The 20,725-nt window shown below is 74.5% G+C and carries 17 protein-coding genes; 7 read left to right on the forward strand and 10 right to left on the reverse strand.

Going from position 1 to position 20,725, the window contains the following annotated elements; translation table 11 throughout:
* Nucleotides 1-153 precede the first annotated feature (153 nt).
* The 7 genes from ACFVU3_RS27985 to ACFVU3_RS28015 form a co-directional block, all read right to left on the reverse strand.
* The gene (locus ACFVU3_RS27985; protein WP_390070433.1) at nt 154-813 is read right to left on the reverse strand and encodes a hypothetical protein; all 660 of its coding nucleotides are present in this window, start codon (nt 811-813) and stop codon (nt 154-156) included.
* A gap of 129 nt (nt 814-942) precedes the next feature.
* Nucleotides 943-2,403 carry a CitMHS family transporter gene (locus tag ACFVU3_RS27990; RefSeq protein WP_390070435.1) on the reverse strand — a complete coding sequence of 487 codons (1,461 nt, stop codon included), beginning with the start codon at nt 2,401-2,403 and terminating at the stop codon, nt 943-945.
* A gap of 118 nt (nt 2,404-2,521) precedes the next feature.
* The gene (locus tag ACFVU3_RS27995) at nt 2,522-4,738 is read right to left on the reverse strand and encodes a molybdopterin oxidoreductase family protein (protein ID WP_390070437.1); all 2,217 of its coding nucleotides are present in this window, start codon (nt 4,736-4,738) and stop codon (nt 2,522-2,524) included.
* Between the two features lie 97 nt (nt 4,739-4,835).
* Nucleotides 4,836-5,483, reverse strand: a complete 648-nt coding sequence (locus tag ACFVU3_RS28000; RefSeq protein ID WP_390070439.1) for a TetR family transcriptional regulator — start codon at nt 5,481-5,483, stop codon at nt 4,836-4,838.
* Between the two features lie 19 nt (nt 5,484-5,502).
* Nucleotides 5,503-6,786: a hypothetical protein gene (locus ACFVU3_RS28005; protein WP_390070441.1), complete on the reverse strand. Its 1,284-nt coding sequence runs from the start codon at nt 6,784-6,786 to the stop codon at nt 5,503-5,505.
* Complete coding sequence (locus ACFVU3_RS28010; RefSeq protein WP_390070596.1) at nt 6,783-7,628, reverse strand: hypothetical protein; 846 nt, start codon at nt 7,626-7,628, stop codon at nt 6,783-6,785. Before ACFVU3_RS28010 ends, ACFVU3_RS28005 begins: the two co-directional genes overlap by 4 nt.
* Nucleotides 7,629-7,792: 164 nt before the next feature.
* Nucleotides 7,793-9,853: a right-handed parallel beta-helix repeat-containing protein gene (locus tag ACFVU3_RS28015; protein WP_390070443.1), complete on the reverse strand. Its 2,061-nt coding sequence runs from the start codon at nt 9,851-9,853 to the stop codon at nt 7,793-7,795.
* Between the two features lie 316 nt (nt 9,854-10,169).
* Here ACFVU3_RS28015 and hmgA point away from each other — a divergent pair, with 316 nt between their 5' ends.
* The 3 genes from hmgA (at nt 10,170) to ACFVU3_RS28030 (ending at nt 13,700) form a co-directional block, all read left to right on the forward strand.
* Complete coding sequence (hmgA, locus tag ACFVU3_RS28020; RefSeq protein ID WP_390070445.1) at nt 10,170-11,492, forward strand: homogentisate 1,2-dioxygenase; 1,323 nt, start codon at nt 10,170-10,172, stop codon at nt 11,490-11,492.
* Between the two features lie 45 nt (nt 11,493-11,537).
* Nucleotides 11,538-12,287 carry a GntR family transcriptional regulator gene (locus ACFVU3_RS28025; protein WP_390070446.1) on the forward strand — a complete coding sequence of 250 codons (750 nt, stop codon included), beginning with the start codon at nt 11,538-11,540 and terminating at the stop codon, nt 12,285-12,287.
* A gap of 180 nt (nt 12,288-12,467) precedes the next feature.
* Nucleotides 12,468-13,700 carry a type ISP restriction/modification enzyme gene (locus tag ACFVU3_RS28030; RefSeq protein WP_390070448.1) on the forward strand — a complete coding sequence of 411 codons (1,233 nt, stop codon included), beginning with the start codon at nt 12,468-12,470 and terminating at the stop codon, nt 13,698-13,700.
* 222 nt (nt 13,701-13,922) lie between these two features.
* On the opposite strand, the gene ACFVU3_RS28035 is transcribed toward ACFVU3_RS28030, so the two are convergent.
* The gene (locus ACFVU3_RS28035) at nt 13,923-14,654 is read right to left on the reverse strand and encodes a TetR/AcrR family transcriptional regulator (protein WP_390070450.1); all 732 of its coding nucleotides are present in this window, start codon (nt 14,652-14,654) and stop codon (nt 13,923-13,925) included.
* A 61-nt stretch (nt 14,655-14,715) separates the two neighbouring features.
* Between ACFVU3_RS28035 and ACFVU3_RS28040 the strand changes: the two genes are divergently transcribed.
* The 3 genes from ACFVU3_RS28040 to ACFVU3_RS28050 all read left to right on the forward strand — a co-directional run bounded on the left by ACFVU3_RS28040 (nt 14,716) and on the right by ACFVU3_RS28050 (nt 17,685).
* Nucleotides 14,716-15,654 carry an ATP-binding cassette domain-containing protein gene (locus ACFVU3_RS28040; RefSeq protein ID WP_390070452.1) on the forward strand — a complete coding sequence of 313 codons (939 nt, stop codon included), beginning with the start codon at nt 14,716-14,718 and terminating at the stop codon, nt 15,652-15,654.
* Nucleotides 15,651-16,427: an ABC transporter permease gene (locus ACFVU3_RS28045; protein WP_390070454.1), complete on the forward strand. Its 777-nt coding sequence runs from the start codon at nt 15,651-15,653 to the stop codon at nt 16,425-16,427. Before ACFVU3_RS28040 ends, ACFVU3_RS28045 begins: the two co-directional genes overlap by 4 nt.
* 61 nt (nt 16,428-16,488) lie before the next feature.
* The gene (locus tag ACFVU3_RS28050; protein WP_390070456.1) at nt 16,489-17,685 is read left to right on the forward strand and encodes a CaiB/BaiF CoA transferase family protein; all 1,197 of its coding nucleotides are present in this window, start codon (nt 16,489-16,491) and stop codon (nt 17,683-17,685) included.
* Between the two features lie 141 nt (nt 17,686-17,826).
* Here ACFVU3_RS28050 and ACFVU3_RS28055 read toward each other — a convergent pair whose 3' ends face one another.
* Nucleotides 17,827-18,102, reverse strand: a complete 276-nt coding sequence (locus tag ACFVU3_RS28055) for a hypothetical protein (RefSeq protein WP_390070458.1) — start codon at nt 18,100-18,102, stop codon at nt 17,827-17,829.
* 297 nt (nt 18,103-18,399) lie between these two features.
* Between ACFVU3_RS28055 and ACFVU3_RS28060 the strand changes: the two genes are divergently transcribed.
* The gene (locus ACFVU3_RS28060; protein WP_390070460.1) at nt 18,400-19,401 is read left to right on the forward strand and encodes a hypothetical protein; all 1,002 of its coding nucleotides are present in this window, start codon (nt 18,400-18,402) and stop codon (nt 19,399-19,401) included.
* Here the strand turns inward: ACFVU3_RS28060 and ACFVU3_RS28065 are convergent.
* Nucleotides 19,385-20,191: an SGNH/GDSL hydrolase family protein gene (locus tag ACFVU3_RS28065; RefSeq protein ID WP_390070462.1), complete on the reverse strand. Its 807-nt coding sequence runs from the start codon at nt 20,189-20,191 to the stop codon at nt 19,385-19,387. The two genes, ACFVU3_RS28060 and ACFVU3_RS28065, sit on opposite strands and share 17 nt — an antisense overlap.
* Nucleotides 20,192-20,725: the final 534 nt, after the last annotated feature.

Genomic DNA, 20,725 nt, shown 5'->3' on the forward strand with positions numbered 1-20,725 from the left:
GCGTCGGACTTGGCGTCGGCCCTGGCGACGGGCTGCCGGTCGGCGGGGTCCCCGTCCCCGCTCCACCACACGCCCCCGGCCACCAGGGCCACGGCCACCGCCATGGTCCTGGTGAGCCGGAGGAGCCGTCGCCGCCGGCGCGTGAGGCGGGCCTTACGCCGCGCCATGATCGCGGCGGCGCGAGCGGCGGATCAGCACCAGGCCGACGGTGCCCGCGAGGCCGGCGGCGACCGCCGCGCCGACACCGAAGGCCGTGCCGTCCTCGTCGGCCGCCATCTCGGCGCTGCCGCCGCCGCCGGCGCCGACCGGACCGTGCGGGGGCTTGTGGCCGCCGTGGCCCCCGTTGCCGTTGCCCCCATCACCGTTTCCGCCGTTGCCGTTGCCGCCGCTCTCTCCGCCGTTCGGGCAGTCGACCTGGAAGACCTTCCGCTTGCCGGCACCCTGCTCGCCCACGAAGTTCCAGGTGAGCCTGTACATGCCGTCGGGCAGGGAGAGGGCGCCCGGAGTGCGGCCCGTGCCGGTCGGGGGCGTGAGCGAGCCGCTCAAGGTGGCTCCGCCGTTCCTCGCCGGCTGGGGCTCGATCCTCCAGGTGACCTCCTGGCCCTCGTCGAAGTCGAACGCGGCGAGGTAGAACGCGCAGACCTTCGGGTCGTTCCGCCGGTCGCTCTCGGGGGTGGTCGTCTGGTGGATCTTCACGTCCCCGTTGTCACCGGGTGCGGCGTACGCGGCCGGGGCGGCGGCCCCGAGGAGAGCGACGCCCGCGAGGGCGAGGCCGGACGCGGCGGCGAGGGGTCGGGCGGTACGAACGAGCATGCGGGTCCCTCCGCGAACGATGTCGTCAGACATTTCAAGCGATAATCCGACTATCCGTCACGTCATGAACACGCACGGTCGCGACATGCGCACGCCTCCCCGCCGGTCCCCCGTCCGGCCCAGACCCGGTCAGACGAGCCCGAAGAGGACCGCCGCGGCGAGGACGACCAGCGAGGTGAGAGCGGCCCACTTCACGGTGAAGCGGGTGTGGTCGCCGAATTCCACCTTCGCCATGCCGACCAGCACGTACACGGCCGGGACGAGCGGACTCGACATGTGCAGGGCCTGTCCGACGAGCGAGGCGCGGGCGATCTCCAGCGGCGAGACGCCGTGGGCGGCACCGGCCTCGGCGAGGACGGGCAGGACGCCGAAGTAGAAGCCGTCGTTCGACATGAAGTAGGTGAGCGGCAGGCTGAGCACTCCGGTCACCAGCGCCATGTGCGGGCCCATCGCCTCCGGGATGGCGCCCACCAGCCAGTCGGCCATGTGCTTGACCATGCCGGTGCCGGTGAGGACCCCGGTGAAGACGGCGGCGGCGAAGACCATGCCGGAGACGTTGAGCACGTTCTCCGCGTGCGCGGCCAGGCGCTCCTTCTGCTCGGCCGGGCGCGGGTAGTTCACGGTGAGGGCGAGCGCGGCACCGATGAGGAAGAGGACCGGGATCGGCAGCACTTCGAGGATCATCGCGGTGAGCAGCGCGACGGTGAGGGCGGCGTTGAACCAGTAGAGCCGGGGGCGGAGGGTGGCCCGGTTCGGGTCGAGGCCCTGGAATCCGGGGACGGCGAGGTCCTCGTCCGGCGTGCCGGCGCCCGCCGCGGTGGGGGTGGCGCCCGCGCCGCCGTCGGTGCCGCCCGTCCGCTGCGCGGAGCGCCCCTCGCCCTTGCGCGTGCCCGGGCCCTCGTCCGTTCCGCCGCCGGCGCCCACGAGGACGGTCTCGGCGTCCGCCCCGGTGGCGAGGGCCTCGTCGAGGGTGAGGTAGCCGATCCGCTTCCGCTCGCGGCGGCCGAGGACGTACGCGAGGGCGACGACGAAGAGCAGGCCGACGGCGAGGGCCGGGATCATCGGCACGAAGATGTCGCCGGCGTCCAGCTTGAGCGCCGTCGCGGCGCGGGCGGTGGGGCCGCCCCAGGGCAGGGTGTTCATCACGCCGTTGGCCGTGGCCGCCACGCCGGTGAGGACGACGAGGCTCATGCCGAGCCGCTTGTAGAGCGGGTACATCGCCGAGACGGTGATCATGAAGGTGGTGGAGCCGTCGCCGTCTAGGGAGACGATGGCGGCGAGGACCGCCGTGCCGACGACCACGCGGACCGGGTCGGCCTTGCAGAACCGCAGGATGGCCCGGACGATCGGGTCGAAGAGGCCGACGTCGATCATGACGCCGAAGTAGACGATCGCGAACATCAGCATCGCCGCGGTGGGGGCCAGCTTGCTCACGCCGTCGATGACGTAGTCGCCGAGCTGCGCGCCCTGCCCGACGGCGACGCAGAAGAGGGCGGGGATCAGGACGAGCGCCGCGATCGGCGACATCTTCTTCATCATGATCAGGACCAGGAAGGTCGCGATCATGGCGAAGCCGAGGACGGTCAGCATGGAGGCACCTCACGTTCACCGTTGAACAGCCGCCGAGCGGCGGTCCGGATGACCGTAGGTGCCCCCTTCCGGCCTCAACAAGGGGTCGACCCGTGAGCAATACGAGCAAAACCCCAGGTCACGGCCGTGGCGTCGATTCCAGCGGGGTCACCTCCACCGGGAAGCCGTTGAGGACGGCGGTGCCGGAGAGCGGGTCGAGGAGGGAGCCGTCGAGGAGCTGGTTCACGTTGACGCCGGGACGGACGGCGGCCACGGTGAGCCGGGTGCCGGGGCGGTCGTGGCCCCAGCCGTGCGGGAGGCTGACGACCCCGGGCCGTACGGTGTCGGTGACCTCGACCTCCGCCGTGAGCTCGCCCCCCTCGCCCTTGATCCGGGCGGGGGCGCCGTCCGCGAGCCGCAGCCGCCCGGCGTCGTCCGGGTGCACCTGGAGGGTGCAGCGGTTGGAACCCCCGGTGAGGGCGGGGGTGTTGTGCAGCCAGCTGTTGTTGGAGCGCAGGTGGCGGCGGCCCACCAGCTGGAGCGCTCCGGGTTCCGGCACGGCGGTGAGGGCGGCCCGCAGCCGGGGCAGGTCGGCGGCGATCGGCTTCGGGAGGAGTTCGATCCGCCCGCTGCGGGTCCTGAGCACCTCGTCCAGGCGGGGCTTGAGCGGGCCGAGGTCGATGCCGTGCGGGTGGGCCTTGAGGTCGTCGAGGGTGAGGCCGTACGGGCCGAGCCGCAGCATGAGGTCGAGTCGCCGCTCGGCTCCGCTCTCCCCGGTGAGCCGGGCGGCGAACTCCTTGGGGTCGGCGCCGTGGGCGGGCGAGTACGGCTGGGCGACCGCCTTGGCGAGGAGGGTGTCGACGGCGAGGTCGTCGACGGCGGAGGGCGGGGCGCCGTGCATGCCGGACGCGGCGAGGACCAGCCGGGCGTGGATCTCGCACTCGTCCATGCGGCCGGCCTCCAGGGGGGCGGCGGCGGGGGTGTAGCGGGCCTGGTCGCGGACGGCGAACCCGTTGAAGGCGAAGTCGAAGTGGGCGCTCTGGGAGGGCGGCGGCGGGGGCAGCAGGACGTCGGCGTGGCGGGTGGTCTCGTTGAGGTAGGGGTCGACGCAGACCATCAGGTCGAGGGTGTCGAGGGCGGCGTCGAGCCGGAGTCCGTCGGGGGCGGAGAGGACGGGGTTGGCGGCGATGGTGATCACCGCCCGGATGCGGCCCTCCCCCGGGGTGTCGATCTCCTCCGCGAGCGCGGCGAGCGGGAACTCCCCCTTGACCTCGGGGTGTCCGGAGACGCGGCTGTGGCGGCGGCCGAGGGCGAAGCCGCGGCCGGGCCCGGCCGGGCGGGGCGCGGGGGCGGTGGCGGAGCGGGGGAAGAGGGCGCCGCCGGGCCGGTCGAGGTTGCCGGTGAGGACGTTGAGGACGTCGACGAGCCAGTTGGCGAGGGTGCCGTGGGTCACGGTGGAGCTGCCCATCCGCCCGTAGACGGCGGCGGTGGACGCGGCGGCGAGTTCCCGGGCGACGGCGCGGATCGTCCCGGGGTCGAGCTCGCAGACGGGTGCGACGGCCTCGGGGGTGAAGTCCCGTACGGCGTCGCGGACCTGGTCGATGCCCTCGGCGCGGTCGGCGAGGGGGCCGGGGCGGGCGAGGTCCTCGGCGAAGAGGGTGTGGACGAGGGCGGCGAGAAGGAGGGCGTCGGTGCCGGGCCGGGGCGCGAGGTGGCGGTCGGCGAGGCGGGCGGTGCGGGTGCGGCGGGGGTCGACGACGGTGAGGGTGCCGCCGCGGCGGCGCAGCGCGGCAAGCCGGCCGGGGAAGTCGGGGGCGGTGCAGAGACTTCCGTTGGAGTCCAGCGGGTTGGCCCCGATGACCAGGAGGTGGTCGGTCCGGTCGAGGTCGGGCACGGGGACGGCGAAGGGGTCGCCGAAGAGGAGGCCGCTGGAGACGTGCTTGGGCATCTGGTCGAGCGTGGAGGCGGTGAAGAGGTTGCTCGTGCCCGTGGCGCGGAGGAGGAGGGGCGGGTAGAGCGCTCCGGCCATCGTGTGGACGTTGGGGTTGCCCAGGACGATGCCCAGGGCATCGGGGCCGTAATCCTCGATGAGGGGGCGGATTCTCGCCGCGATCGTGTCGAACGCCTCCTCCCAGCTCGCTTCCCGCAGGCGTCCGTCCTCGCGGACGAGCGGGGCGCGCAGCCGGTCCGGGTCGGCGTCGACCTGCGGGAAGGCGGCGCCCTTGGGGCAGACGAAGCCTCGGCTGAAGACGTCGTCGCGATCCCCTCGGGCGCCGGTGACCCGGCTGCCGTCGAGGGTCAGGACGAGTCCGCAGGTCGCTTCGCAGAGGGGGCAGATGCGCGGGGCGGTGGGCATGGCGTCTCCCGTGGACGGCGGCGGGGCGGCGGCTCGCCGAGAGCATACCGACCGGTAGGCACGTCGGGGAGGGGTTCGTCGGAGCGCACCCCGGCGGTCAGGCGGAGAGGGAGGGGGCGAGGTAGGCGTGGAGCAGCTGCCGGGTCTCGCCGATCAGGGCGGCGTCGCCGTCGGGGTCGGCGCGGAAGGCGAGGCGGACGAGGGTGTCGGCGGTCTCGACGCCGACGAGGACCTTGCGGCGGAGCGTCTCGTCGGAGGTGCGGCCGAGGTGGGTGGCGAGCAGCCCGCAGATCCGCTCGGCGACCAGGCCGTTGGGGTCCTCGGCGGCCGCTCCCCCGGCCTCGTCGGCGGCCGGGACACCGAAGTCGACGAGGGCGAAGCCGGGGACGCTCCGCTTCATCGCGATGAACTCGTCGAGGACGCCGTCGATGGCGGAGTGCGCGTCGAGGACGGGGGTCCGCTCGAAGCGGGCGGAGATCCGCTCGGCGTACCGGTCCAGGTTGCGGTGGGCGAGGGCGGCGACCATGGCCCGCTTGTTGCCGAAGAAGCGGTAGACCGAGCCGATCGGCACGCCGGCGCGGACGGCGACGGCCCGGGTGCTCAGCTGTTCGTAGCCGGTCTCGTCGAGGAGCCCGGCGCAGGCGTCGAGGATGCGGGCGAGCCGCTCGGCGCTGCGCTGCTGGACGGGGGTGCGGCGGAGCGCGGGCGGCGGGCCGTGCGGGCGGGTCTGGGGCACGGGGTCCATGATGCCGTTCCGATCCTGTTCAGGCGATGAGCAGGCCGATGCCGCCCAGCGTGTACGCGATCATCAGCGCGAACAGCGGGAGTTGGCCGGCGACGGCGCGGGCGGGCGGGAAGAGGCGGACGGAGCGGTCGTGGGCGGCGACGACGCCGAGGACGTGACCGGTGACGATCGCGGCGACCTGGAGGACGGCGAGGCCCCCGGGGCCCAGGGGTGGACCGGGTGAGGGGGCGTTGTCAGTGCCCGCTGCCATCATGACGGTGCGTGGTCCTTCGACCGCGAGGAGTGAGAAGTAGTGGGCGACGAGATAGCCGAGGGCGATGGGCAGCAGCGAGTGGGCGAAGGAGGTGAGGGGCGTGGTGAGGGCGCGGTTCAGGAGCCGGAGGGTGCCGGCGCAGAGTCCGTAGCAGGCGGCGGCGAGGGCGACGGCGGCGAGCAGGCCGAGGGTGGCGGTGGCGGTGGGGCCGAGGGAGGAGGTCTGGAGGGTGGTGATCCAGCGGGGGTTGTCGGAGAGGCCGTCGTAGGCGGTGGTGCCGAGGAGGACGCAGACGGTGGCGACGAGTCCGGGGGTCTCGGGGGTGGAGTCGAGGCCGTTGAAGGGAGAGCGGAGCACGAGCCGGCCGTCGGCGCGGCGGCCGAGCGGGGAGAGCCGGGCGAGGAGGGAGGAGTAGACCTCGAAGGGGTCGGCGTGGGCGAACCAGGCGACGCCGTGGCGGGCGGCGCCGAGGAGCTGGACGGCGAGGTGGGCGGCGAGGGCGGCGAGGAGGACGGAGCGGGAGGTGTTGTCGGGGGCGACGAGTTCGAGCCAGGCGAAGAGGAGGAGGCCGGCGGCGGCGGGGCGGATGCCGACGGCGGCGGGGATCGGCCGGGGCGCGCGGGGCGGCCGGAGGGAGAGGAGGGCGCGCAGCGGGTTGAGGAGGCGCCAGACGGGGCCGAGGAGGAGGGAGGCGGGCACGAGTCCGACCCAGAGGAGGACGTAGAGGGCGCCGGGGGCGGGGTTGCGGTCGGGGTCGTCGGGGCCGAGGAGGAGGTGGGCGAGGAAGAGCAGGGCGAGCGCGGCGCCGAGGAGGCGGAGGGCGGTGCGGGTGGCGGGGGCGTCGGCGAGGTGCTGGAAGGAGGCGGGCAGGGGGCGGCCGGCGCGGTCGCCGCGGAAGCGGGAGGTGGACCAGAGCAGCGCGAGGCCGAGGAAGGAGGCGAGCAGGGCGGTGAAGGCGCCGGCGTACGCGTAGAAGGGGGAGAGCGGCAGGTCGTGTTGGGCGCCGACACCGTGGGCGAGCGGGAGGGGCGGGGCCTGGGCGGCCGTCATCGGACCACCAGCTGGGTGAGCACGAGTCCGGACTCGTGGGTCTCCACCTCGAAGAGTCCGGTGCGGTCCGCGGTCAGGGTGAGGGTGGCCGGGGTGCCGGGGGCGAGGGTCGCCTCGCGGTCGTAGCCGTGGACGTGGACGGTGTCGGCGCGGTCCGAGGTGACGCGGAGGGTGACCCGCTCCCCCTTCTTCACCTCGACGCGGGAGGGCGCCGGGGTGACGGTCGAGCCGCTGACGCGGATGTCGAGGGTGCGGCCGGCGGGGGTGGGGTCCGCGGCGGGGGACGAGGCCGGGGGCACGGTCGGGGTGGGGGACGAGGTCGGGGGCACGGTCGGGGTGGGCGAGGGAGCGGTGGAAGGGGTGAGGGGAAGGGTGGTCTGGACGGGCTTGCCGGCGACGGCCCAGACGGTGTGGTCGTCGGCGTGGAGGCGGACGGTGAGGGTACGGGCGCCGGGCGGGAGGTGGAACCAGGGGCCGTAGGCGCGGGCGGTCTCCCGTCCGTCGACGAGCACGCGGGCGTGGCCCCGGCCGATGAGGGCCCCGCCGCCGACGGACTCGGGGGTGAAGCGGAACCTCTCCACGGTGAGGTGGACGTTCCAGCCGCCCTCGGTGTCCGGACGGGCCTCGGCGCGGACCGTGGGCGCGTCGGCGGCGGGAAGTTCGCGGAGGCGCCGGCCCGACTCGTCGCGGGCCGCGAGCAGGGTCCCGTTGGAGCCGGTGGCCTGCTCGTGGCCGGTGCCGGGCTTGTGATGGGTGGTCGCCCGGCCCCCGCACCCGGCGGCCAGGAGCAGGACCGCGGCGACGGCGGCCGCCGCGAGCGGAGCCGTACGACGCCGGCGGATCGCGGGGCGGTCCGCGCGGCGGACCGGACGACGGGCGAAGGGGCGGGAGGCGGGGCGGGGTTCGGGCGCGGGGGCGGGGGTGGGAGTGAGGGCGGGGGTGGGGTGGGGGGCGGGGCTGCGGGTGAGGGCGGGGAAGGAGGGGGCGGGGGCGGGAGTGGGGCGGGTCATGCGGGGATCTCCTCGGGGCGGTCCTCGGCCGGGTGCTCCGGGGCGGGGGCGGGAGTGGGGCGGGCGCCCGCGGCGATGACGGCCCACAGGACCCAGACGGCGCCGAGGAGGAGGCGGACCCAGGCGGGGCTGAGCGGGATGCCGGGGATCATCAGGACGGCCTTGTCGAAGGCGTCGAGGAGGGTGAGGAGGCCGAGGGCGACCGTGGTCCAGGCGAAGACGGGACGGGCGGGGCGCAGGAGGAGGCCGGTGACCGTCCACCAGGCGCCGGTGAGGAGGAGGGCGAGGGCGGGGACGTAGGTCGAGGCGAGGGTGAGGGTGGAGCCGGCGACGTCGAGGGCGAGCCCGGCGAGGCCGGTCGCGAGGGCCGCGGCGGCGAGGCGGCGGCCGCGCAGACGGCGCCACCACAGGGCGGTGCCGACGAGGGCGAGGAGGAGGGAGGCGGCGAGGGCGATCTGGGTCTCGACGCGCTCGACGCCGCGGGCGCCGTACCAGTCGCAGCCGGCGGGCAGGCGGCGGGCCTGGACGCTGTAGTCGGCGCAGACGAGGAGCTGGGCGAGCTTGACGGGTTCGCCGACGAGGCGGGCGGTGGCTCCGGAGACGTCGCCGCGGGCGGCGCCGCAGGTGGGCAGGGTGCGGGGGCTGGAGGCGCCGGTGTCGTCCTGCCAGCAGTTCTCGCTGCCCTGGCCGTCCCACCAGACGTCGGTGCGGTTGGGGCGGGAGTTGCCGGCCTTGTCGGTGCCGAGGCGGTTGTTCGCGTAGCGGTTGTGGTGGGAGGTGTCGGTCTGCTTGGCCCAGGCGGATTCGCCGCGGATGAAGGCGGGGACGGCGTTGAGGTAGAAGCCGGTGCGCTCGTGGCCGTAGATCCAGTTGTCCTCGTAGAGGTTCCAGTTGCCGCCCGCGGTGATGATGCCGCTGCCGGGGGGCATGGAGATCTGGGGGCAGACGACGCCGTTCTCGTAGCCGCGTTCGGCGGGCGGCTTGGCGCAGGTACCGTCGGCGACGTGGCGGTAGTAGTCCTCGTTGTTGTCGTGGATCAGGTTCCGCTCGAACTTGGCGTGGTTCTGCGGGAGTCCGGGGTGGCCGGGGAAGGCGGAGTCCATGGAGGCACCGCCCATGTTGTGGTCGAACTCGTTGTCGTGGACCCAGACGGAGTCCCCGGCGGTGCCGGAGTAGCCGACCATGTTGTGGTGGCTGCGGCAGCCGGTGATCTCGATGGAGTAGCGGGGGACGTCGTAGCCGCGCCCGTCGTTGATGTTCGACGCCGAGCCGGGGTAGATGCCGGAGTCGCCGTTGCCGTAGGACTCGCAGTTCTTGTAGAGGCCGTGGTCGGAGGCGAAGGTGAGGAAGCCGTACTCGTCGTTCCAGCGGGTGAGGACGTCGTCGATGACGAAGCCGTCGGCGGCGAGGACGTACAGCGAGTTGAAGGTGGTGCGCTGGGCGGTGAAGTTGCGGAAGTAGACGCCGTCGGACCTGTCGGCCCGGATCGCGTTCAGCTTGGTGTACTTCGCGTCGATGACGACGTCGAGGCGGGAGGCGCCGGTGCCCTCGATCTGGAGGTCCTTCTTGCCGAGGATGGCGACGAGGTTCTGGTTGTGCGGGCACGCGGCCTGCTGCTCGTACGACAGGATCTGGTAGCCGAAGGAGGACTTGGGGGCGTCCAGGGAGGCGCAGGCACCGGCGGGGGCGGGGAGCGAAGGCTCCTCCTCGTACAGGCCGGGCAGGATCGCGATGGTCGCGCCGGGCTTGTCGACGGCGTCGACGGCCTGCTGGAGGTGGCGGAAGCCGGAGCGGGAGCAGCGGGCGAAGAGCTCCAGGTTGCGGGCCTTGAGGCCGGCGGGGAAGCCCGCGATCCGGCGTTCGAATTCGGCCCGGTCCGTCTTGCAGACGAGGAGGTCGGGCTCGCCCGTACGGTGCTTCGGCACGCTGCCGGAGCCGTCGGGGAAGGTGACGGGCCGCTCCTCGTGCGCCTGGGCGACGGGGGCGGTGAGCAGGGCCGCGGCGAGCACCGCGAGCACGACCGAGAGCACGGAGACGAACCTTCTGGTCCACGACATGGCCGCGAGAGTAGAGCATTGTTCATCTTTTCGACCCCGTCGTGCGCGACCGAATCGCGAGAACCCCTGGACCGCCCGCGCGGCCGGGTCGCGGAGACCTCCGAACAGCAGGGCGCGACCGGATCGCGGAAACCCCCGGACCGTCCGGGCGACCGGGTCGGGGGATCCCCTTCGGGTCGTCGTGCGTCCGATCCACGGCGGCCGCGCCGCGCCCCGCGCGGAGGGCTCGCGGCAGCCCGTGGGTCCGCCCCGTTGACGGGAGCGGCAAGGAATCCTACGGTCATCCATAGGATTCCTTTCAGGACAGGAGCGGGCGATGACGACCGAGCAGGCCAGGAAGACGGCCGAGGCGCTCACCTACAGCACCGGATTCGGCAACGAGCACGGCTCGGAGGCGCTCCCCGGCGCCCTGCCGGAGGGCCGCAACTCGCCGCAGCGCGCCCCGCTCGGGCTCTACGCGGAGCAGCTCAGCGGCAGCGCGTTCACCGAGCCGCGGGCGCACAACCGCCGCTCGTGGCTGTACCGGATCCGCCCCTCGGCGGCCCACCCGCCGTTCGTCCGGACCGACAACGGCGCCGTCCGCAGCGCGCCCTTCGCCGAGACGGTCGCCGACCCCAACCGGCTGCGCTGGGACCCGCTGCCGGAGCCGGCGCCGGGCACCGACTGGCTGGCCGGCCTGTGGACGCTCGGCGGCAACGGCGACGTGACCCAGCGCACCGGCATGGCCGTGCACCTCTACCACGCCAACGCCTCCATGGAGCGGGTCTTCGGCGACTCCGACGGCGAGCTGCTGATCGTCCCCGAGCACGGCGGCCTCCTCCTCCGCACCGAGCTGGGCCTGCTGGCCGCGCACCCCGGCGAGGTGGCGCTGATCCCGCGCGGCGTCCGCTTCCGCGTCGAGCTGCTCGACGAGACCGCGCGCGGCTACGTCTGCGAGAACTACGGCACCCCGTTCCAGCTCCCCGACCTCGGCCCGATCGGCGCCAACGGCCTCGCGAACGCGCGGGACTTCCGCGCCCCCGTCGCCGCCTACGAGGACGTCGAGGGCCCGGTCGAGGTGCTCAACAAGTTCTGCGGCAACCTCTGGACCGCGACGTACGGCCACTCGCCGCTCGACGTCGTCGCCTGGCACGGCAACCACACCCCGTACGTCTACGACCTGCGCCGCTTCAACGTGATCGGGACGATCTCCTACGACCACCCCGACCCGTCCATCTTCACCGTCCTCACCGCGCCCTCCGACACCCCCGGCCTGGCCGGCGTCGACTTCGTGGTCTTCGCGCCGCGCTGGCTGGTCGGCGAGGACACCTTCCGGCCGCCGTACTTCCACCGGAACGTGATGAGCGAGTACATGGGCCTGATCGAGGGCGCGTACGACGCGAAGACCGCCGGAAAGGGGGGCTTCGTGCCGGGCGGCGGCTCGCTGCACAACATGATGTCCGCGCACGGCCCCGACCGGGAGACCTTCGACCGGGCGAGCGCCGCCGAGCTGAAGCCGCAGAAGATCGACGACGGCCTGGCCTTCATGTTCGAGACCCGCTGGCCGGTGACGGCGACCGCCCAGGCGGCCGGGGCCGACCACCTCCAGCGCGGTTACGACGACGTATGGCAGGGTCTGGAGCGTCATTTCCGGCCGTAGAGTCCTGCCTCAGCCGCCCCACCCCGTCGTCGTACGGAGAACGCCGTGACCGCCTTCGCTCCCGACTCGCTGGTCCTGAACCGCAAGCTCCCGCTGTGGTACCAGGTCTCGCAGTCCCTGCGCGCCTCCATACTGGGCCGCACGCCCGACGCCTCGCTGCGGCTGCCCACCGAGGAGCAGCTCGCCGCGCACTACGGCGTCAGCGTGCTGACCATGCGGCAGGCGCTGAAGGAGCTGGAGGAGGAGGGGCTGATCAGCCGGCACCGGCGGCGCGGCACCTTCATCGAGCCGGGCGCCCGGCGCTCCACCCCGCGCCGGCTGCTCGGCTCGATCGACGCGATCGTGGCCCAGCAGTCCGGCGAGCGGACGACCGTCCTCGGCCACGGCCCGGAGCCGGTGCCCGGCGCTCTCGCCGAGTACTTCCCGGACGTGGCCGAGGTCGCGACCTACCGCCGGCTGCGCTCAGACGGCGAGAGCGACGAGCCGACGAACTGGGCGGAGAACGCGGTGCGGCCGGAGTTCGCCTCCGCGATCGACCCGGCGGACCTGGAGCGCTGGCCGATGACGAAGGTGCTCCGGGACGTGGTGGGGGTACGGATCAGCCGGATCACCGACACCGTCGAGGCGCGCCTCGCCGACCCGGAGACGGCGGAACTCCTGCGGGTCCCGCTGCTCTCCCCGATCCTCCACTACACCGGCGTCACGTACGACGAGGACGGGCGCGTCGTGGACGTCGCCCGCATCCGCTACCGCGGCGACCGCTTCTCCTTCACGGTGACGCTCGAAGCGACCTGACCGGACGACCGCCGGCCCGGTACGGCGGCGCCGGGCCGTGCGGACGACGCCGAGCCCCGTACGGACGGCGCCGGCCGGTACGAACGGCGGTCGGCCCCGTGCGGACGGCGCCGAGCCCGGTGCCGACGGCGCTGGCCCGGTACGGACGGCGCTGGCCTGGTACGGACGGCGCTCGTTAGCATGCGGGGCGTGACAGAGGCTTCCCGGCAGCAGGCCCTTCCACCGGACGACGACGCTCCCCTGCTCGACGAGCTCATGCCGTGGTCGGTGGCTCCGCTGCGGTTCGGGCGGGCGTGGATCGTGGCGCCCGACGTACGGACGCTGCGCGGGCGGTGGGAGCGGCTGGTCGCGGCGGAGGGCGGTGAGCGCGAGGCGCTGTTCCGGCCGAGCCGGGCGCGCACGACGGGCACGGCGGTCGCGGCGCTGCCCGGGCAGCGGACCGGGACCGGGCGGTTCGCCCGGGAGAGCGGGCCCTGCCCCGAGCCGGTACGGGTACTGTCCGGGCCCTTCGACGAGCAGTGGCTGCTCCCCGACCACCGGCTGATCGACACCGCCCGGCCGGAGCTGTGGCGGGTGGCGGACGGGCCGCAGCTGTTCATGGTGGAGCAGGGGCATGTGCCGGGGGCGGCCGGACCTCCGTTGCTGGTGAGCGGCGCGCTGCCGGAGGGGCGTTCCCCTGCGGGCCGGCCGGGCCGGATCCGGCCGCTGTTCCGGCGCCCCGGCGGCGCGGAGCCGAACCTGGCGCCGGGGCTGCCCGGTTTCCTCGCCGAGCGGTACGGGCGCGGCGCGGGCGATCCGATGGCGTGGGCGGCCTGGGCGGCGGCGGCCGCGTGCCCGTCCCCGGGCGGCTGCCGGGTGCCGCTGCCCGCGGGGCCGGAGGCGTGGGCGGCGGGCGTGGCGCTCGGCCGGGAGCTGCTCGACGTCCAGGTGCGGGGCGCGCTGAGCGGGACGCGGCCGCGGCTGCCGGGCGGGCGCCGGCCCTATGTGCGGGCGGCGGTCCCGGCGCGTCCGGAGGAGATCGCGTACGACCCCGACGACGAGGTGCTGGGCGTCGGCGCGGGCCGGATCTCTCCGGTGCCGGAGGCGGCCTGGGAGTACCGGGTCGGCGGGGTGCGGGTCCTGGAGCAGTGGTTCGCCCGGCGGACCGCGCCGGCCGAGCCGGGCTCGCTGGAGGCGATCGGTCCGGCGGCCTGGCCGCAGGAGTGGACCTCCGAACTCCTCGACCTGGTCACGACGCTGGCGCTGCTCGGCGAACGCGAGGCGGACCGCGCGCCGTTCACGGCGGGCGGCGGCCCCGGCCGGGCGGCTCTGCGTGCGGCCGGGATCCTGCCGGTACCGGCCGGGGCGCGCCGGCCGGCCTCGGTGCTGGACCATCAGGAGGAGGGTCCGGAGGGCCAGTTCATGCTGATCTGACGGGCACACGACGGTCACGGCGCCCGCGGGCCGCGCCGGACGGGGGCCGATTCCCCGGCGGCACAGGCGCACCGGACGACACGCGAGGCCCCTCAGCGGCACAGGCGGACCGGAAGCACGTGCGCGCCCCGGCCCGGCAGGGCCCGTCACCCACCCCGGCCACCCACCCCGGCCACCCGCCCCGGCCACCGCCCCGTCCTCCGCCTCCCGTCCTCCGACCCGTCACCCTTGGGCGGCCGGGTCCGCCGTGGCGAAGGAGTCCAGGAGCCGCGCGATGGTCATCTCGAAGATCTCCTCCGCGTCGGTGGGGGCGGCGGACTCGGCGAGCAGTGCGGCGAGGTGGGGGTACCGGCCGGTCGCCACCTGGCCCATGAGGTAGGCGCCGCGGACGGCCTGTTCCTCCTCCTCGGTCCAGGGCAGGCCGCGGGCGCGTTCGGCGATGGCCTGTTCGTTGCGGACGGTGGCCATGACCGTGCCGTTGATCATCGCGATGAGCTGCATCTTGAGCCCGGCGGGCACGTCGAGGGGTTCCAGGCAGCCGAGGCACCACTCCAGGTAGCGCAGGGCGTGGGGGCTGAAGCCGTAGGCGGTGGTCATGACCCGGGAGAGCCAGGGGTGCCGGTACATGATCGCGCGGGTCTGGTGCGCGAGGTCGGTCATGTCGGCCCGCCAGTCGCCGCTGGGCCGCTCCGGGAAGGCGTACTCGGCGCTCGCGGCGTCGACCATCAGCTCGTACAGGTCCTCCTTGCGGGGGACGTAGTTGTACAGCGACATGGTGCCGCAGCCGAGGTCGGCGGCGACGCGGCGCATGGAGACCGCGTCGATGCCGTCGGCGTCGGCGATGCGGACGGCGGCGGCGACCACGTCCTGCCTGCTGAAGGCGGGCTTGGGGCCGCGGCCCGCGCGCTCGGGGCGCGCCCAAATCACTTCGGGTTCGGCCGCTCGGCCCGCCATCTCATCACCTCGCCCCCCATCGTAGTTACGTACACCGTACGTAGTGCGGTACGGTGCCGCCATGACAACTACGTACGCTGTACTTAGTGAGGGTCTGGAGAAGCGGTACGGGGAGGTCCACGCGCTGCGCGGGCTCGACCTCGCCGTCCCCGAGGGCACGGTCTGCGGCCTCCTGGGCCCCAACGGCGCCGGCAAGACCACCGCCGTCCGGATCCTCACCACGCTCCTCGCGCCCGACGCCGGAAGCGCCCGGATCGCCGGCCACGACCTGGTCCGCGACCCCGCCGGGGTGCGCCGGCGGATCGCCGTCACCGGCCAGTACGCCTCCGTCGACGGCGACCTCACCGGCGCCGAGAACCTGCGCCTCTTCGCCCGGCTCCTCCGGCTCCCGCGCGCCCGCGCCGACGAGCTCCTGGAGGAGTTCGGCCTCGCCGGGGCCGGGGACCGGCTCGCCCGCACCTACTCCGGCGGCATGCGGCGCCGCCTCGACCTGGCGGCGAGCCTGCTGGGCCGCCCCTCGGTCCTCTTCCTCGACGAGCCGACCACCGGCCTCGACCCGCGCAGCCGCAACGCCGTCTGGGACGCCGTCCGGGGGCTCGCGGCGCAGGGCACCACCGTGGTGCTCACCACCCAGTACCTGGAGGAGGCCGACCGGCTCGCCGACGACATCGTCCTCGTCGAGGACGGCCGGGCCGCCCACCGCGGCACGCCCGCCGAGCTGAAGGCGCTCGTCGGCAGCCGCGCCGAGGTCGTCCTCGCCGGGACCGGGCCGCTGGAGGCCGCCGCGGCCGTCCTGGACCGGCTGACCGGCGCCGCGCCGGTCCTCGACGCCGAACGCCGCACGGTCGGCGCGGTCACCACCGACCCGACCCTCACCCTGCCCCGGCTCGTCCGCGAGATCGACGCCGCCGGGATCCACATCGTCGACGCCTCGCTGCGTCCGCCCACCCTCGACGAGGTGTTCCTGCGCCTCACCGGACGAAAGGAGACCGCCGCGTGAACGCCCTCGCCCTGGAAAGCGCCGCCCTGGTCGGCCGCAACCTCCGGCGGATCCGGCACGCCCCCGCCCTCGCCGTCATGACCCAGACGATGCCGGTCGTCTTCCTGCTCTTCTTCGGCTACGTCCTCGGCGGCGCGCTCGCCATGCCCGGCGCCGAGTACCGCGCCTTCCTCGTCCCGGGCCTGCTGGTCGCGACCGCCGCCGGCGGGCTGATGACCGGCATGTTCCAGGCCGCCCAGGACACCCACCGGGGCGTCACGGACCGCTTCCTGACCCTCCCGGTCGGCCGCGCCGCCGTGCCGGTCGGACAGGCCGTCGCCGACCTCCTCGTCTGCGCCGTCGGCACGGTCCCGCTGCTCCTGGTGGGGCTCGCCATGGGCTGGCGGATCGAGGGCACCGCCCTCGAAGCCCTGGGCGCCTTCGGCCTGCTGCTTCTCTTCCGCTTCGCGACCACCTGGGCGGGGATCCTGCTCGGCCTCGCCTCCGAGAGCGAGGAGGCGGCCGGCCAGCTCGGCAGCGCCACCTTCATGCTGCCGCTGCTCTCCAACGCGTACATCCCGACCGACGGCATGCCGGGCTGGCTGCGCACGGTCGCCGAGTGGAACCCGATCTCCGCCGTCACGACCGCGGTGCGCGACCTCTTCGGCAACGCCCCCGTGCCGGAGGGCGCCGCCTGGCCGGTCGCCCACCCGGTCGCGGGCTCGCTGCTGTGGTCGCTGGGCCTGATCGCGGTCCTCGCCCCGCTCGCCGTCCGGCGGTACGGGCGCCGCTGATCCGGCGGTGTGAGCCGGCTCCTGATGACAGGGCCCGGCCGGGCGCGGTAGGCAGGCGGGCATGAGCACTCAGCCACTCCCCCTGGACGGGATCACCGTCGTCTCCGTCGAGCAGGCCGTCGCCGCGCCCTTCGCCACCCGCCAGCTCGCGGACCTCGGGGCGCGGGTCGTCAAGATCGAGCGCCCCGACGGCGGCGACTTCGCCCGCGGCTACGACACCGCGGCCCGGGGCCTGGCCTCGCACTTCGTCTGGTGCAACCGCGGCAAGGAGTCGGTCGCCGTCGACCTGAAGGAGCCGCGCGGACGAGAGCTGGTGGGGCGGCTCGTGGCCGACGCCGACGTCTTCGTGCAGAACCTCGCGCACGGGGCGGCGGCCCGGCTCGGCCTCGACGCGGCCACGCTCTGCGCCGCGCACCCCCGGCTGGTCGCCGTGGACGTCTCCGGGTACGGCCCCGACGGCCCGTACGCGCACCGGAGGGCCTACGACATGCTCGTGCAGTGCGAGACCGGGCTCGTCTCGGTCACCGGCACGCCCGGACAGCCCGTCAAGTCCGGCATCCCGGCCGCCGACATCGCGGCCGGGATGTACGCGTACTCCGGTGTCCTCGCCGCCCTCGTCCGGCGCGGCACCACCGGCCGGGGCGGGCCGGTGGAGGTCTCGCTGTTCGACGCGCTCGCGGAGTGGATGGGCCACCCGCTGCACCACGGGGCGCACGGAGGTACGGCCCCGGCGCGCACGGGGCTCGCGCATGCGGTGATCGCGCCCTACGACGCCTATCCGACGGCGGACGGGGGCCTGGTGCTGCTCTCGGTGCAGAACGACCGGGAGTGGCGGCGGCTCGCCGAGCGGGTGCTGGAGCGGCCGGAGCTCGCCGCCGACCCGGCGTTCGCGACCAACGCGGCCCGGGTCGCGGGCCGGGCGGCGACCGACGCGGCGGTGGGGAAGGCGCTCGGCGGTCTGGACGCGGACGAGGCGGTACGGCGCCTGGACGCGGCCGGCGTCGCCTGCGCACGGCTCAACTCGGTGGCGGAGCTGGTACGCCACCCCCAGATGGCGGCCCGGGACCGCTGGCGCCCGGTGGACTCCCCCGCCGGGCCGCTGCCGTCCCTGCTGCCGCCGGTGGTCTTCCCCGACGCGCCGGAGGCGCCGATGGGCCGGATCCCGGCGCTCGGCGAGCACACGGACGCGGTCCTCGCGGAGCTGGGCGTGCCGGCGGCGGAGGTGGCGGAGCTGCGGGCCGCGGGCGTCGTGGCCTGACCGCGGGCGCCTCGGGGCGGGTACGACGGAGCGCCGGACGGGCGGGGACGCGTCCGGCGCTCTCTGCGTGCGGGTGGGTGCGGGCTGCGGGCCCGGGCGGGGGCCGCGTCGGGGACGCGGGTCCGGCGCCCCGGCGCGCGGCTAGTGGCGGGCGCCGAAGAGGGTGCGGCGCAGGCGGCGGAGCGGGGCGAAGAGCGAGACCCGCGCGCGGCCGCCGTGCGGACTCTGCACCGGCGTCTCGTGGCGACGGGACGTCAGTTCCCGCATGAGCAGCGTCGCCTCGGCCACCTCGCGCTGGGGCACGGCGGGACCGCCGAGCACCGCGAGATGGCGGTCGAGGCGCGAACTGGTCGCGCTGCTCCCGCAGGTGATGGCAGGCACACGCGGCCTGCTCCGCATCGTCGTTATCTGTTCCATGTCACTCCCCACCCGTACGAGGGCACCCGGCCCGGGCAGGTTAACCCTATCGCCCCACAGTGACACGCGTGTATCCCGCCGACGGGATTCACTGCACTCGTACGGGGGTTGACGGTCACTCTACGAATCCATCTGATTCCAGGGCGAGTTGGACAGGGTTCGAACACCTGCCGAACCGTCATGAACCATCCTGCACCCCGGCCGCCCGCCTGCGGTCCGGCAGACCGGTGTGATCTATGCCACCGGGGTCCGTTCGAGTGGGTCGCCACCCGGCGGGGGCGCGGCTACCGTGGGTCCATGACGCTGATCGCGGGCCGTTACCGGCTGCTCGACGCCCTCGCGGAGGGCGCGGCGGGGATCGTCTGGCGCGCCAGGGACGAGGCGCTCGGCCGCGAGGTGGCCGTCAAGGAGGTGCACGCCCCGCCGGGGACGCCCGGGGCGGAGGAGCGGCTGCTGTACGCGCGGGTCGAGCGCGAGGCGCGGGCCGCGCGGGCGATCACGGATCCGGGCGTGGCCGAGGTGTACGACGTGGCCGTGGAGCACGGCCGGCCGTGGATCGTGATGGAGCTGGTCCGCGGCCTGACGCTGGCGGAGACCCTGGAGGCCGGCGGGCCGCTGCCGGACCGGGAGGCCGCGCGGGTGGCGCTCGGGGTGCTGAGGGCGCTGCGGGCGGCCCGGGAGGCCGGGGTCCCCTATCACGGTCCGGGACCGGACCGGGTGCTGCTGGCCAACGACGGGCGGGTGGTGGTGACCGGGGTGGCCACCGGGACCTGGGCGCCGGACGCGCCGCCGCCGGGGCCCGAGGAGGACCTGCGGTCGCTGGGCGCGCTGCTGGGCGGGATGGTCGCCGATCCACCGGCGGGTCCGCTGGCACCGGTGGTCGCGGGGCTGGCCGACCGGGACGCGGACGTCCGGGCCGGGGCCGTACGGGAGCTGGAGCGGGTGGCCGGGTCCGGGGAGCGGTCTCGCGGGAGCGCGCCGGGCGCCGGGGCGCCCGAGCGAGGTCCGGTGCGCCCGGAGCGTCGGGAGCACGACGGCCCGGACGGAGTGCGCGGGGGGCGTACGGAGGGGCGCTCGGGTACCGGCGGGCGGCGGGGGCCCAGGAAGGGCGCGGTGATCGCCGCCGGGGTCGCCGGGCTGCTGGTGATCGTGGGGGCGCTGGTCTGGCAGGCCGTCAGGGACGAGGGTCCGGGCGCCGGTCCGGGCGGGGGCGGGGCGTCGAGCACCGCTCCTGCCGTTCCCGGCGCCGCGGGTACGGGTGCGGAGGTGGGGGAACCCGCCGCTACGCCGCGTTCCTGAACGTGGGCAGGTAGCCGCCCGACTGGCCGGCGGCCGTCGGGTGGTAGGACTCCCCGATGTTGAGCCAGTTGACGCTGTGCAGCCAGGCCGAGCCGGAGCAGATCTCGTGGCCCGTGAAGGCCGGGACGACACTGGCGAAGGCGAAGCCGTGGTCGGCGGCGCGCTTGGCGACGGCGGCGTTGAGGTAGTCGGAGGCGCCGTTGATGGCCTTGCGCTCGTTCTCGCTGAGGCCGGCGACGCAGGTGCCGTTCAGCTGGTAGAAGCGCGGGTAGCCCAGGACGACGACACGGGCGGCCGGGGCCTTGGCCCGGATCGCGTCGTAGACGGCGTCGAGGCGGGCGGGCAGGGTCGAGTCGACGTAGCCCTTCGCCTGGTTCACCCGATTGACGCAGGTGCTCTCCGACTGGAGCACACAGGTCGTCATGACGTCGGCGAAGCCGGCGTCGTTGCCGCCGATGGTGATCGAGACGAGGTCGGTCGCGGAGGAGAGCGGTCCGAGCTGCTTGGTGGTGACGTCGGTGGTGACGGCGCCGGAGCAGGCGGTGAAGGCGAAGGAGGAGGGGGCGTTGGCGTTGGCCCAGAGGCGCGGGAACGCCTTGGTGGAGCGCTTGCAGTCGCCGCTGGCGCTGTCGTAGCTGCCGGCGCCGACGCCGGAGGAGTACGAGTCGCCGAGGGCGACGTAGTCGAGGGCGGCGCTCTCGGCGGCCTGCGCGGCCCCCGCCCCGGTCAGGGCGAGGACGGAACCGAGCAGGAGCGAGGACGCGAAGGCCGCGAATCGCGACAGTTTCATGGAACCTCCCTGTAGCAGGATCTCTGCGCTACCAGGAAGTAGCATCGGAGCCGCCCCACGGGAAGTGTTCATGTCAAAGTTGCCACCGTGAACCGAGTGAAGCTGCCTCAGGAGTCGCTGCTTTCAGGCCACCTGAGGAACCGGAAGTTCCTCTCCCGCTTCATGGCCGAACGGGATCACGACACACCCGCACAACTCTGCACAGGAGTGCGACAGATCCCCACCGTTCCCTCCACCCAAACGGATTGATCGAATCCGATCGAGAAGACAGCGCTTTCGACCACTGTTCGTTCGCCAAAGTGCCAGAAACCGGGCCGTACAAGCGGGACTTGCCATACAGTCCCATTCATCAATACCGTCGTACATCTCACCCGCATCGGTTCACCGGCAAGGCGGCTCAGGGGAGAGCCGCCGGAGCGCCGGCGATCCGGAGCGGGGCGCGGTAGGGGGGTGCCGTGCTCGGCGTGTCATGCACGCCGGGTCGCGGGTACCGCGCGGCCAGTCATGCCAACTCGCCGATCCCGCAAGGAGATC

The organism is Streptomyces sp. NPDC058052 (assembly GCF_042885515.1).
In the GTDB taxonomy this organism is placed as follows: Bacteria; Actinomycetota; Actinomycetes; order Streptomycetales; family Streptomycetaceae; genus Streptomyces.

Coding starts and splice junctions, on each gene's coding strand:
- ACFVU3_RS27985 (WP_390070433.1), bottom strand. CDS start 813: ATGCTCGTTCGTACCGCCCGACCCCTCGCCGCCGCGTCCGGCCTCGCC.
- ACFVU3_RS27990 (WP_390070435.1), bottom strand. CDS start 2,403: ATGCTGACCGTCCTCGGCTTCGCCATGATCGCGACCTTCCTGGTCCTG.
- ACFVU3_RS27995 (WP_390070437.1), bottom strand. CDS start 4,738: ATGCCCACCGCCCCGCGCATCTGCCCCCTCTGCGAAGCGACCTGCGGA.
- ACFVU3_RS28000 (WP_390070439.1), bottom strand. CDS start 5,483: ATGGACCCCGTGCCCCAGACCCGCCCGCACGGCCCGCCGCCCGCGCTC.
- ACFVU3_RS28005 (WP_390070441.1), bottom strand. CDS start 6,786: ATGACGGCCGCCCAGGCCCCGCCCCTCCCGCTCGCCCACGGTGTCGGC.
- ACFVU3_RS28015 (WP_390070443.1), bottom strand. CDS start 9,853: ATGTCGTGGACCAGAAGGTTCGTCTCCGTGCTCTCGGTCGTGCTCGCG.
- hmgA (WP_390070445.1), top strand. CDS start 10,170: ATGACGACCGAGCAGGCCAGGAAGACGGCCGAGGCGCTCACCTACAGC.
- ACFVU3_RS28030 (WP_390070448.1), top strand. CDS start 12,468: ATGCGGGGCGTGACAGAGGCTTCCCGGCAGCAGGCCCTTCCACCGGAC.
- ACFVU3_RS28035 (WP_390070450.1), bottom strand. CDS start 14,654: ATGGCGGGCCGAGCGGCCGAACCCGAAGTGATTTGGGCGCGCCCCGAG.
- ACFVU3_RS28040 (WP_390070452.1), top strand. CDS start 14,716: ATGACAACTACGTACGCTGTACTTAGTGAGGGTCTGGAGAAGCGGTAC.
- ACFVU3_RS28050 (WP_390070456.1), top strand. CDS start 16,489: ATGAGCACTCAGCCACTCCCCCTGGACGGGATCACCGTCGTCTCCGTC.
- ACFVU3_RS28055 (WP_390070458.1), bottom strand. CDS start 18,102: ATGGAACAGATAACGACGATGCGGAGCAGGCCGCGTGTGCCTGCCATC.
- ACFVU3_RS28060 (WP_390070460.1), top strand. CDS start 18,400: ATGACGCTGATCGCGGGCCGTTACCGGCTGCTCGACGCCCTCGCGGAG.
- ACFVU3_RS28065 (WP_390070462.1), bottom strand. CDS start 20,191: ATGAAACTGTCGCGATTCGCGGCCTTCGCGTCCTCGCTCCTGCTCGGT.